10 protein-coding genes and 1 tRNA gene are annotated in these 11,441 nt (G+C 69.8%); 6 read left to right on the top strand and 5 right to left on the bottom strand.

Annotation, left to right across the window (positions count from 1 at the left end):
- Nucleotides 1-24: 24 nt before the first annotated feature.
- Together ACX1DX_RS06805 and ACX1DX_RS06800 are read right to left on the bottom strand one after the other, a co-directional pair.
- Nucleotides 25-1,662, bottom strand: coding sequence for a hypothetical protein (locus ACX1DX_RS06805; RefSeq protein ID WP_459398042.1), 1,638 nt, complete (start codon nt 1,660-1,662; stop codon nt 25-27).
- A gap of 62 nt (nt 1,663-1,724) precedes the next feature.
- Nucleotides 1,725-4,877, bottom strand: coding sequence for a DEAD/DEAH box helicase (locus ACX1DX_RS06800; RefSeq protein WP_459398041.1), 3,153 nt, complete (start codon nt 4,875-4,877; stop codon nt 1,725-1,727).
- Nucleotides 4,878-4,935: 58 nt separating this feature from the next.
- On the opposite strand from ACX1DX_RS06800, the gene ACX1DX_RS06795 reads away from it, so the two are divergent.
- Genes ACX1DX_RS06795 through mptB form a run of 4 tightly spaced genes read left to right on the top strand, consistent with a single transcriptional unit; the run spans nt 4,936 to nt 7,567 of the window.
- Nucleotides 4,936-5,322 (top strand): NADH-quinone oxidoreductase subunit B, encoded by a 387-nt coding sequence (locus tag ACX1DX_RS06795; protein ID WP_182763829.1) that lies wholly within the window; start codon nt 4,936-4,938, stop codon nt 5,320-5,322.
- Nucleotides 5,315-5,767: an NADH-quinone oxidoreductase subunit C gene (locus tag ACX1DX_RS06790; protein ID WP_459398040.1), complete on the top strand. Its 453-nt coding sequence runs from the start codon at nt 5,315-5,317 to the stop codon at nt 5,765-5,767. The genes ACX1DX_RS06795 and ACX1DX_RS06790 overlap by 8 nt, the downstream gene beginning before the upstream one ends.
- Nucleotides 5,764-6,084 (top strand): 4Fe-4S binding protein, encoded by a 321-nt coding sequence (locus ACX1DX_RS06785; RefSeq protein ID WP_182763827.1) that lies wholly within the window; start codon nt 5,764-5,766, stop codon nt 6,082-6,084. Before ACX1DX_RS06790 ends, ACX1DX_RS06785 begins: the two co-directional genes overlap by 4 nt.
- The gene (gene mptB / locus ACX1DX_RS06780) at nt 6,068-7,567 is read left to right on the top strand and encodes a polyprenol phosphomannose-dependent alpha 1,6 mannosyltransferase MptB (protein WP_459398039.1); all 1,500 of its coding nucleotides are present in this window, start codon (nt 6,068-6,070) and stop codon (nt 7,565-7,567) included. Before ACX1DX_RS06785 ends, mptB begins: the two co-directional genes overlap by 17 nt.
- On the opposite strand, the gene ACX1DX_RS06775 is transcribed toward mptB, so the two are convergent.
- Together ACX1DX_RS06775 and ACX1DX_RS06770 are read right to left on the bottom strand one after the other, a co-directional pair.
- Nucleotides 7,527-8,408: an exodeoxyribonuclease III gene (locus ACX1DX_RS06775; RefSeq protein WP_459398038.1), complete on the bottom strand. Its 882-nt coding sequence runs from the start codon at nt 8,406-8,408 to the stop codon at nt 7,527-7,529. The two genes, mptB and ACX1DX_RS06775, sit on opposite strands and share 41 nt — an antisense overlap.
- Nucleotides 8,409-8,425: 17 nt before the next feature.
- Nucleotides 8,426-8,917 (bottom strand): YajQ family cyclic di-GMP-binding protein, encoded by a 492-nt coding sequence (locus ACX1DX_RS06770; protein WP_182763824.1) that lies wholly within the window; start codon nt 8,915-8,917, stop codon nt 8,426-8,428.
- Nucleotides 8,918-9,042: 125 nt separating this feature from the next.
- On the opposite strand from ACX1DX_RS06770, the gene ACX1DX_RS06765 reads away from it, so the two are divergent.
- A tRNA-Tyr gene (locus tag ACX1DX_RS06765) sits at nt 9,043-9,127 on the top strand.
- Between the two features lie 87 nt (nt 9,128-9,214).
- Complete coding sequence (deoD, locus tag ACX1DX_RS06760; protein ID WP_182763823.1) at nt 9,215-9,925, top strand: purine-nucleoside phosphorylase; 711 nt, start codon at nt 9,215-9,217, stop codon at nt 9,923-9,925.
- A 1-nt stretch (nt 9,926) separates the two neighbouring features.
- Here the strand turns inward: deoD and putP are convergent, their stop codons facing one another.
- On the bottom strand, nt 9,927-11,414 hold the full coding sequence (gene putP, locus ACX1DX_RS06755; protein ID WP_459398037.1) for a sodium/proline symporter PutP: 1,488 nt from the start codon (nt 11,412-11,414) through the stop codon (nt 9,927-9,929).
- Nucleotides 11,415-11,441: the final 27 nt, after the last annotated feature.

The raw sequence follows: 11,441 nt of genomic DNA, 5'->3' as shown, positions 1-11,441 counted from the left end.
CCGATCGCTCGGGAGAATCCCCGTTCAGCTGTCAGGGGACACGGCGGCGAACAGTGCCATGGCCGACTGCGAACTGGCCTTGTGGTTGTACATGCTCGTCTCCAGGCCGACGATCGCGGCCAGCTCGTTGTCGTCGTCGATCAGCTGCAGCCCGGCGTAGACGTGGCCGCCGGCCCGTGCGGGGAGCCCGTACCGGACGGTCTGAGGGCTGGCGGCGGCGCACTTGCTCCAGTCTCCGATCCCGCAGAGGCCGTGACCTTCCGCCACGAGCGACGCGGCCATGTGGTGCCAGACCAGCTTGCCGTTGTCGGCCAGGGGGCAGAAGTAGGAGTGCCAGCCCGACGGCGACACCCGCCCCCGGAACTCCGGCTTCGTCACGATGCAGCCGCGTCCGGCGTCCTGGTAATCGCGGAACTGGAAGGACTGCCGCACCGGGAGAAGGGCGGGGGTGGCCAGGTTCTGCACCCAGAGGGTCTTGTCGGCGCCCCCGGCCGGGCTCGGGAAGAGCGACTGTGACACGACGGCCGGATTGACCGAGCGCGGCGGCAGCCACGGCGGCTCCTTCTGGGTCTCGGGGACCATCGAGCGGCCGGCCGCCGGGGCCTTCGTCGAGCCGAACATGAACCCGAGCGCGTTGACGCTGCCCTGGTGCGTGTGGGCGGCGAGGCGCAGTTCGCTGTGGGCGGCGCCGGGGGCGCTGGTGTCGAGGTAGGTCTCCGTGGTGAACGAGTTGTTCCAGAACAACCGGAGGCGGTTGCCGCCCGAGTGGTCGTAGGTGCCGTAGCGCACGGTGGGCTTCGCCGTGAAGGACCGGGCCGCCCGCACGTCGCAGGTGCCGGCGGGCAACGCGGGCAGCCCCATGCGGGTGCGGTCGGCGTTGTCCTGGGCGCTGACAGTGCAGCCGGTGGGGCGGTTGCCGATGGAGGTGCGGAAGGCGCCGTAATCGGACTCGCGCGCCATGTCCCAGGTGAACGACCAGTGGCTCTCCCTGAACGTGCCCACTTGGCCGCCCGGGTCGAGCTCGACCTGGCTGAGCCGGCCGGTGCCGCGTGCCTGGCCGCCCTCGTTCGGGTCGGTGATGATCGTGCCGAGCGTGAAGAACCGCCGGCCGTGCAGGAAGGCCGGCGCCTGCCGGATCTGGTCCGCCTCCAGGTCCACCTTCATCGACCCCGGCGTGACGCGGACGATGTTGTTGAACATCCACTGGTTGACGGCCTCGACCCGGCCGCCCACGGAGGTGTAGCCGGTGCCGTGGATGTAGCTGCGGCAGCCGTCCTTGCCGGTGGCCGCGGTGCCGCACTCGGTGCGCCACCTGCGGCCGCCCTCCGTCCACTCGCCGGGGTTGGCCAGGGGGTTGGCGCCCCACAGCTTGTGCGCAACGGGCTTGTAGGTGAGGTTGTTGAAGGCCCAGCCGTTGGCCTGGCTGAAGCGCCCCGCCGCGTCGCGGGTGATCTGCGTGGCGAAGATCTCCGTGCGGCAGCGGTCGATCGTCGGTGAGTACGCGGCACACGTCGTCTTCCAGTGGCGACCGTTGAGCGTGTGGGTGCCGGGAGTGGTGTACACATCGAGCGCGGCCGCTTCGGGGGCTTGCGAGACGGTGGGGAGCAGCACGCCGCCCACTGCCATGAGCGTGACCAGCACGACGGTCTTCAGGCGGTTCATCAGGTTCTTCTCCCCAGGGGCTCTCGCGACGCTTTCCCCGATCACGGAACCCAAGGCCCTTGTCAGTCTTGAATCAGCCCCAGGATGTCTGCCGCGCTCATGGGGGCCGCCGTGTCTGAACCGGAGCCCACCACGTCGTCGAACAGGGCGCGCTTGCGTTCCTGCAGCGCCACCACCTTCTCCTCGATGGTGCCCTCCGCGACGAGCCGGTAGACGTTGACGAGCTTGTCCTGCCCGATGCGGTGCGTCCGGTCGATGGCCTGCGCCTCCGCGGCGGGGTTCCACCACGGGTCCAGGATGAAGACGTAGTCCGCCTCCGTCAGGGTGAGGCCGAAGCCGCCGGCCTTCAGGCTGATCAGGAACAGGGAAGCTTCACCGCCGCGGAAGGCGGAGATCCGCTCCGCCCGGTTGCGGGTGCTGCCGTCGAGGTACTCGTAGCTGATCTTCTCGGCGTCGAGTCTCTCCCGCACCAACCCCAGGAACCCGGTGAACTGCGAGAAAACCAAGGCCCGGTGACCCTCGGAGAGGGCCTCGTCGAGCAGGTCGAGCAGGGCGTCGATCTTGGCGGAGACGGCCGGGTAGTCGCCGTCGACCAGGACGGGCGAGAGGCTCAGCTGGCGCAGCAGGGTGAGCGAGCGCAGGATGGTGATGCGGTTGCGCTGCAGGTCTCCCACCAGGCCGAGGATCTTCTGTCGTTCGCGGGCCAGGTGCTTGTCGTAGATCCGTCGGTGCGCCGGGGCGAGTTGCACCGGCACCAACTGCTCCTGCTTGTCCGGCAGTTCCTCCGCGACGGCGGCCTTGGTGCGCCGCAGGATCAGCGGGCGCGTCCGGCGGTGGAGCCGGGCCAGGGTGTCGCGGTTCCCGTTCTCGATGGGCTTGCGGTAGGCGACGGTGAACGCCTTCGGATCCGGGAACAGCCCGGGGGCGGCGATCGACAGCAGCGACCACAGGTCCATCAGGTTGTTCTCCAGCGGCGTGCCGGTGAGGGCGACCTTCAGGCGTGCCCGTAGCCGGCGGACGGCCTTGTACGCCTTCGACATGTGGTTCTTCACGAACTGCGCCTCGTCGAGCAGCACCGCGGACCACTCCAGGTCCCGGTAGGCCTCCTCCTCGAGCCGCAACAGTGTGTAGGAGGTCACGACGAGGTCTGCCCCCTCGATGGCCTCCGACAGCTGGGTGCCACGTCGGGCGTGGGTCTCCGTGATGGGCACCACTGTGAGGCCGGGGGCGAACCGCTCCGCCTCCGCCACCCAGGTGCCGATGACGGAGGTGGGGGCCACGACGAGCGCGGGGTGCGTCAGCTCTCCCCGCTCGTGCACCGACTGCAGGAAGGCGAGCGACTGGAGGGTCTTGCCCAGGCCCATCTCGTCGGCGAGGATGCCGCCCAGCCGCGTCTGCCACAGGAACGTGAGCCAGCGGAAACCGGTGTCCTGGTAGGGGCGCAGCTCCGCGTCGAGGCCCCTCGGGAGGTCCACGGGGGGAAGCGATTCGGGGTCCAGCAGACCCTGCACCGACTGCCGCCACGCGGCGGACTGCTCTGCGACGACGCCGAGCGAGACCAGCTCGTCCCAGAGGCCGGCGTGTTCGGGCCGCAGGCGGATGGTGTCGCCGTCGTGCTCGACGAGCAGCCTCGCCTCGTCGAGGAGTTCGCGGAGCTGGACCAGCTCCGGCACGTCCAACGAGAACCAGACGCCCGAATCGAGGACGAGATGGTCGTCGCCGGCCGTGAGGGCCGCCAGCAGTTCGGCCAGCGGCACGGGCTCGCCGCCGACGGTGACGTTGACACCCAGGTCGAACCAGTCGCCCTTCTCCGACTCGGTGACGTTGAGCTCGATGTCCGGTTGGTCGTCAGCCTCGCGGTAGGTGCGGGCGCTGCCCGTGGACTCAACTTCGACAGCCGGGTGCGCCTGCAGGTCCGGGAGGGTGTCGCTGACGAACCCGATGAGCGGCCGCCCGGTGAGGGTGGTGGGTTCAGGGCGCCGCTGGGAGAGCGGCTGCAACCAGGGACTCGCCGCCAGCGGGAGCAGCTTCGCCTCGGCCGCGTAGTCGCGGGGGTGCGGTTCCGACGCGCGGGCCTGCAGCGGCACGTCGACGACGGTGGTGCCGATGCGGTATCGGAAGCCCCACTGCAGGGTGGCAGCGTCCGGGGAGAACTCGGCACGGAGGAGCAGCTTCGGCGGTTCAGGCTCAGGGAGTTGCACGTCCTCGGCGAGCTTCACCCGGAGCCGGCGGCGCAACTGCGGCAGGAAGCCGGCGGAGAACGCCGCCTCCTCTGCTTCGGGGACGGTGATGGAGCCGTGCGCGAACACCCGCTGCTCCGACAGGTCCAGCGGGCGCGACAGCGCGCCCAGGACCAATTCGCCCTCACGCGGGAACGACACGCCGTGCGCCGGGCGACCCAGCAGCGCCCGGCCGGTCACCTCGACGGTGTCCTCGCCGTCGTGCACGGCCGGGACCAGCCTCAGGCCGCCGTCGTCGCGGCGCAGCAGCAGCGTTGGCTCGAAGGGCTGGGCCGAGACCACCGGCGGCGCCATCGTGCGGCCCGAGGCCGCCGTACCCGGGATGAACTCGATGCCGGCGGCGGAGGCGCGGCGCAGGGCCTCCCAGACGCCCGGGTTGAGGTCGTTGAACGCGAGCACCTGCGGCACCCAGTTGCCGCCGCCCCTGGACAGGTCGCGTGATTCGAGGACGGCCCGGACGGCCTCGAGGTGGGACGGTTCCAGGTTCCCCGGGTCCCTGATGATCTCGGCCCAGCCGACACCGGAGCGGACCCAGTTGCCGCGGGCGCCCAACCGGGCGGGGGCGATGCCGAGCTCCGCGCCGTCCTCGCTGAAGACCAACGCCATCGGCGAGCCGTCCGCCACGGTTGGCTGATCCATCAGCGGCTGCAGCAGCGCCCGCCAGGACACCTGGGGGCGGGTGAGCGCCGGGGTGCGCATGCTGAGGATGAGAGCCACCGCGTGTTTGCAGTTGGCGCGCATGGGGCAGCTGCACGTGGCGGTGAGCACGCCGCGGTTGAGCGCGACGCTCGTCTGGTACTGCCGGAAGTTGCTACCGCGCACCTGCGCAGTGGCCAGCACACCGGCCGTCTGGATGTTGGAGACCCGCCCCAGGTTGGCATAGTGCGCCCCGCGCGCCACCGTCGGTGCGCCGAAGTGAAGAGTGAGGTCCGCGTCGGTCAGTCGCGGGACCCAGTCCGGGTAGGTCGTCGTCATTGCTCGGGCGAGTCTAGCTGCCCGAGCCGACAGTGCCGTATCGCACTAGACTCTCGGCATGCTCATGGCGCGCGACTGGTTCGGGGACGGCGACATCTTCGTCGTCGACGTCCCGCTGGCCTGCTGCGCGCTCGAATCGCAGTCAGCGGCCGGTTCGCGCCCCGTCGTCGACACCGCGTCCATCCCCGACGGGGCCAGGATCGTGGTCACGCTCTCCGGCACGATCACCGCGCCGATGGTCCCGGCCATCCGGCACGCGCTCGACCAGGTGCCGGGCGCCACGGTGGTCGCCTTCGGCGCCTGCGCCTGCGTCGGCGGGCCCTACTGGGATTCGTACGCCGTCGTGAAGGGCGGTGAGGAGCTGGTGCCCGTGGACCACTTCATCGCCGGCTGCCCACCGCCGCCGTCCGCGCTCGACGAGTACCTGGCGGGCCTGCGTGGCTGAGTACCAGATCCCGGTGGAGGAGTGGGCCGACGAGGCGGCGGCCGCCCGCCGCGCCGGGTTCAGCCTGCTGATCAACCTCACCGCCGTCGATGAACTGGGCCGCTCGGACGAGATCCGGGTCATCCTCACGCTCGAGAACCCGGTCACCCGCGGCCGCGCGGACCTGGTGACGCGCACCCCCCGCACGGATGCGCACCTCCCGGACGTGGCGACGGTCTTCCCCGGGGCCGCCTGGCTGCAGCGCCAGGTGCACGACTTCTTCGGCGTCACCTTCGACGGCGGCGACAACCGCCCCCTGATCCACCACGCGGGCGGCGCCCCCCTGCGCAAGGACGTCCTGCTCGCGCCGCGCCAGGCCAAGCCCTGGCCCGGTGCCGTCGAGCCGGGCTCCTCCGAGCCGGGCCGCCGCAAACTGCTGCCACCAGGAGTGGAGGGCGCCCGATGATCCACGGCTCCATCGACCTCATCGAGGACCGCTGCACCTCCTGCATGATCTGCGCCCGGGAGTGCCCCACGTGGTGCATCACGCTCACCTCGCACCAGGAGCAGACGCTGCCCGCGCCCGGCGCCCGCCCACGCACCCACAACGTTCTCGACACCTTCGCCATCGACTGGTCCCTGTGCATGTACTGCGGCGTGTGCATCGAGCAGTGCCCCACCGACGCGCTCGTGTGGGGCGGGGCGCACGTGCCTTCGGCAGACCGCCTGGTGGACCTGCTGCACCACCGCGAGCAACTGGCCCCCGGTGCGACGCACGGGTGAGATTGCCCGGGGCGCGTGGTCAGATCTGAGGCAGGCCGCCGCCACGCGTGGCGTCTGGTTCGGTTTCCTCGGCAGCCTCGGCATCCTCATCGGCTCGCTGAGCCCCGCGTACCTCCCGCAGGCCTCGCCCATCTGGGACGTGCTGCGGGCCTGGCGCATCGAAGGGCCCACCACCCGCTGGTTCGGCACCATCGCCACGCTGTTGGGCCTCATGCTGATGCTCGAGGCGTGGTTCAGGCTCCGGCCGGCCCGCCGTCGGGCCATGGGGCAGCCGCAACTGCGGCACTGGGCGGTGCTGGCCATCGTGTCGCTGCCGCTGCTGTTCGGCCCACCGGTCTTCTCGCACGACGCCTACTCCTACGCCGCCCACGGCTGGCTGCTCCACAACCAGCTGAACCCCTACGCCGTCGGCCCCGGCATCCTGCCCGGCTACTACGCCGACCAGGTCGCGTGGGTGTGGCGCGGCACGACGGCGCCGTACGGCCCGCTGTCGCTGTGGATGAGCCAGGGGCTCGTCAACCTGGCGGCGTTCGACCCGTACCTCTCGGCCGTGCTGATGCGGATCCCCGCGCTGGTGGGCGTGGTGCTGATCGGCCTGATGGTGCCGCGGATCGCGGAGCGGGTGGGCGTCGATCCCGCCATGGCCAGCTGGTTCGCCGTGCTCAACCCGATCCTGGTCATCGACTTCATCGGCGGGGCGCACAACGACTCCCACATGACAGGCCTGATGCTGCTGGGCATCTGGGTCACCCTGAAATGGCGACACTGGTGGCTCGGCGCCCTCATCTTGGGCCTGGCCGCGGCCATCAAGCAGCCCGCGTTCCTCGTCTCGGTCGCGCTGCCCTTCCTGGTGCACCCCTGGGCGTCGTGGCGGTGGCGGCCGACGGTGTGGGCGGCCCTGAAGGCGACGGCCTCGCTCGCCATCTCAGTGGCGGTCTTCGCGGGATTCTCGCTGGTGTCGGGGCTCGGCTTCGGCTGGGTCAACGCCATCAACGTGCCCGGCATGGTGGACACGGTGTCGCCCTTCACCGTCGCCGGTTTCATCGTGCAGTACCCGGTGACCTGGGCGGGCCTGGACCCCACCGGCCGCGCCGTCATCACGGTGTTCCGCGGCATCGGCGCCGTGGCGGCCGTGGCGGGCATCGGCTGGTTCGCGTGGCGGCACCTGGGCAAGCGGCCGCTGCACTTCATCAGCTATTCGTTCCTGTGGTTCGCCTTCTGCGCCCCGGCCATCCACTCCTGGTACCTGCTGTGGGGAGCCGTGCTCCTGCCGGTGACCCGCCCGTCCTCACGGGCGCTGCGCTGGGCGATCGTCGCCACCGTGATCCTGCTGGGGTTCAACGCGATGAACTTCGGCATCCGCAACGGGCTGTGGATGATGGTGCTGATCCTGTTCGGGGCGTCCTACTGGGCGGTGCACACCCACGAGCTGCGCCAACCCATCACAAAGAGTAGTCAGCCAGCACCGGAGAGTGGTCGCTGATCCGCTCCTCGTAGGTGGCCTCCCGGCCCACCCAGGCCCGGGTCGCCCGCGCGGCCAGGCCGGGGGAGGCCAGGTGGTAGTCGATGCGCCAGCCGGCGTCGGTGGTCCAGGACTGGCCGCGCCACGACCACCAGCTGTAGGGGCCGTCGGTGTCCGGGTGCAGGCGTCGCACGACGTCGACGAGGCTGCGCGGGCTCAGCAGGGCGTCGAGCCACTCGCGCTCCTCTGGCAGGAAGCCCTCGGACTTCTGATTGGTGCGCCAGGTCTTCAGGTCGTGGCGCGTGTGGGCGATGTTGAAGTCACCCATCACCAGGAACTCGCGGCCCTGCCCCGCCGCTTCCCGCCGCGACGTGGTCAGCACCCGGGCGAGCCCGCGCATGAAGCGCATCTTGCGCTGGTACTTCTCCTCGCCGTCCTCCTCGTAGGGCCACGCGGAGCCCTTCGGGAGGTACAGCGACGCCACCCGCAGCGGGGCGTCGGACAGGTCGACCTCGACGTAGCGGCCCTCGCCGGCGAACGACGCCAGATCGCGGCTGATGATCCGCTCCACGTCGACCTCCTCCGGCTCGCCGTCCGGGGCCACCGTCGTGGCCGACTCCGAGAGGGCCCGCACGTGGGCAGGCTTCTCCCGGGTGAGCACCGCCACGCCGTTGCGCCCGGCGAGTTGCCCCGCGTCGAGCGTCACGTGGTAGCCGGCGAACGCCTCCAAGGGGAGGTCGCCGACGCGGCAGCGCACCTCCTGCAGGGCGATGACGTCGGCCCCGGCACCGTCCCAGTAGGTTCGGAAGCCGCGGCGCAGCGCCGCACGGATGCCGTTGACGTTGTGGGTGCCGATGCGCATGGTGCCGAAGCTTAGCCTCAGCGGTAGTTGACGAACTGCACGGCGAAGTCGAAGTCCGCTTCCTTGATCAGCTGCTGCACGGCCTGCAGGTCGTCGCGACTCTTGGACGAGACGCGCAGTTCCTCGCCCTGGATCTGGGTCTTGACGCCGCGCGGCCCTTCGTCCCGGATGAGCTTGGAGACCTTCTTGGCGTCCTCCTGTTTGATGCCCTCGCGGGTGGTGGCGGTGATCTTCCACAGCTTGCCGGAGACGCGCGGGTCGCCGGTCTCCAGCGCCTTGAGGCTGACGCCGCGCCGCAACAGCTTGGTCTGGAACACGTCGAGGATGGCCTTGACCCGTTCCTCGGAGTTCGCCTCCATCTCGATGGCCTCGCCGGACCAGGCGATCTTCGCCTCGACGTTCTTGAAGTCGAAGCGCTGGCCAACCTCCTTGGCCGCCTGGTTGAGGGCGTTGTCCACCTCCTGGCGGTCCACCTTGCTGACGACGTCGAATGAGCTGTCCGCAGCCATGTCTCTCCTGGGTTCGGTCGGTGATCGGTCCTCACATTGTGCCAGCACGGACTCCCCCGGAGGCGCTTTGTACCTGCCGGATTCCTCCTGCTAGAGTTGTGCGTCGCCGGGTCAAACCGGTGAATGGCAAGTTGCCCGAGCGGCCAAAGGGAGCGGTCTGTAAAACCGTCGGCGTAGCCTACGTTGGTTCGAATCCAACACTTGCCACCAGGCCCCGAATCGGATTGATTCGGGGCCTTATTCGTGTTTTCGCACCTAGTGTGTGATGCGCAAGCCCCACTGAGAAAGGTGCCCACGATGGCCACTCCCCACATCGCCTGCGAACCCGGCGACATCGCCCCCCTGGTGATCATGCCCGGTGACCCGAAGCGCGCCGAGCGGATCGCCCGCGACCACATGGAGGACGTCCGGCTGGTCTCCGACGTGCGCGGCATCGGGGCCTGGACCGGAACGTTCGACGGCGTGCCCGTCACCGCCATGGCCTCCGGCATGGGTGTGCCCTCGCTCTCGATCTACGCCAACGAGCTGTACTCGCAGTTCGGGGTGGAGCGCATCTGCCGGGTGGGCACCTGCGGCGGTATCTCGTCGAAGGTGAAGGTGAAGGACGTCATCGTGGCGGTCTCCGCCCACACCAACTCGAGCGTTGCCACCATCGACGTGCCAGGCGTGAGCCTGTCGCTGGCCGCCAGCTACGACATGCTGCGCGGCGCCGTGGACCAGGCCCGGGGCGCCGGCCGGACGGTGCACGTCGGATCGGTCTACACCAGCGACTTCTTCTACTCCTCGCGGATGGACATCATCCCCACGCTCGACAAGCTGGGAACTCTCGGCGTCGAGATGGAGGCGGCCGGCCTGTACGCCTGCGCCGCCGCGCACGGCAAGGAGGCGCTCGCAGTGCTCACCGTGTCGGACCATCTCAAGGACGGCTCGGGCGACCTCACGGCCGAAGAACGCGAGACCATGTTCACGGACTCGCTGCAGGCCGCCGTCGCGGCGCTGCGCGCCTGAGTCAGGCCTTCGACGCTGCGACGGCCTCCTCGAACTCCTCGACCACCTCGGGCGCCGGGGGAGCCGTCAGCAGCGACACCACCACCGCCACCAGCAGGTTCGCCAGGAAGCCGGGCACGATCTCGTAGAGCGTGCTGCTGAGGGCCTCCGTCCGGCCCCAGACGAAGGCGACGACGGCGCCGGTCACCATGCCCCACAGCGCTCCCTGTGAGGTGAGGCGCTTCCAGAACAGGCTCAGGATGATCGTCGGTCCGAAGCTGGCCCCGAACCCGGCCCAGGCGAACGCGACGAGCAACAACACCGCCGGGTTGTCGTCGTTGATGGCCAGCAGGAGCGCGATGACGGAGACGGCCAGCACGCCGAGGCGGCCCGCGACGACCTCCTGACTCTTGGTCATCGTCCGCTTCGTGACCAGCTTGTAGAGGTCCTCGATGACGGCAGAGGAGCACACCACGAGCTGCGACGACAGCGTGGACATGATGGCGGCCAGCACGGCAGCCAGGACGAGGCCGGCCAGGAACGGGTGGAACACCTCGGAGGACAGGACGAGGAAGACCTGCTCGGGGTCCTTGGAGACGAACTCGTTGGGGTGCTGGTTGAAGTAGGCGATGCCGACCAGCGCGGTGGCGCAGGCGCCCACGAGGCCGAGCGCCATCCAGGTGACACCGATGCGGCGGGCGACCTTGGTCTCCCGGGCGGAGCGAATGGCCATGAAGCGCACGATGATGTGGGGCTGGCCGAAGTAGCCCAGGCCCCACGCGGCCGCGGAGAGGCCGCCGATCAGCGTGCCGCCCGCGCTGAGGCTGAGGCGCGGCACCCCGTCCTGCGCCTCGACCGCTCGGATGCCCGCCATCACCTCGTCGGGCCCGCCCACCGCGATGAGGCCGATGACCGGCACCACCAGGAGCGCCACGAACATCAGGATGCCCTGGACGACGTCGGTGTACGTTGCGCCCAGGAAGCCGCCGAACAGGGTGTAGGTGATGACCACGCCGGAGACGATCAGCATGCCCAGCAGGTAGGGCTGGCCGAAGGTGGACTCCACGAACTTGCCTCCGGCCACCATGCCGGAGGAGACGTAGAAGGTGAAGAACACCAGGATGATCAGGCTGGCGGCGACGCGCATGACGGGGGAGTCGTGGCGGAAGCGGTGCTGGAAGAACGACGGGATGGTGATCGAGTTGCGGGCGATCTCCGTGTAGCTGCGCAGGCGCGGCGCGACGAGCAGCCAGTTCAACCACGCGCCGACCGTGAGGCCGATGGCGATCCACGCCTGGAACAGACCGGCGGCGTACAGGGCACCGGGCAGGCCCATCATCAGCCAGCCGGACATGTCCGAGGCGCCGGCCGAAAGGGCCGCCACCGCGGGGGACAGCCGTCGGCCACCCAGCATGTAGTCGTCCAGGTCCTCCACCTGCTTGGTGGCCCGGTACCCGATGTAGAGCATGCCGGTCATGTACAGGGCCATCGCTGTCAGTTGCCAGATCATGGCCCGAAGCCTAAATGGCGGGGGTCC

It is taken from the genome of Tessaracoccus zhenghani, from assembly GCF_054552775.1.
Note: the sequence above shows the minus strand (reverse complement) of the source record. Positions and strands in the feature narration are given on the sequence as shown.

Coding starts and splice junctions, on each gene's coding strand:
- ACX1DX_RS06805 (WP_459398042.1), bottom strand. CDS start 1,662: ATGAACCGCCTGAAGACCGTCGTGCTGGTCACGCTCATGGCAGTGGGC.
- ACX1DX_RS06800 (WP_459398041.1), bottom strand. CDS start 4,877: ATGACGACGACCTACCCGGACTGGGTCCCGCGACTGACCGACGCGGAC.
- ACX1DX_RS06795 (WP_182763829.1), top strand. CDS start 4,936: ATGCTCATGGCGCGCGACTGGTTCGGGGACGGCGACATCTTCGTCGTC.
- ACX1DX_RS06785 (WP_182763827.1), top strand. CDS start 5,764: ATGATCCACGGCTCCATCGACCTCATCGAGGACCGCTGCACCTCCTGC.
- ACX1DX_RS06775 (WP_459398038.1), bottom strand. CDS start 8,408: ATGCGCATCGGCACCCACAACGTCAACGGCATCCGTGCGGCGCTGCGC.
- ACX1DX_RS06770 (WP_182763824.1), bottom strand. CDS start 8,917: ATGGCTGCGGACAGCTCATTCGACGTCGTCAGCAAGGTGGACCGCCAG.
- deoD (WP_182763823.1), top strand. CDS start 9,215: ATGGCCACTCCCCACATCGCCTGCGAACCCGGCGACATCGCCCCCCTG.
- putP (WP_459398037.1), bottom strand. CDS start 11,414: ATGATCTGGCAACTGACAGCGATGGCCCTGTACATGACCGGCATGCTC.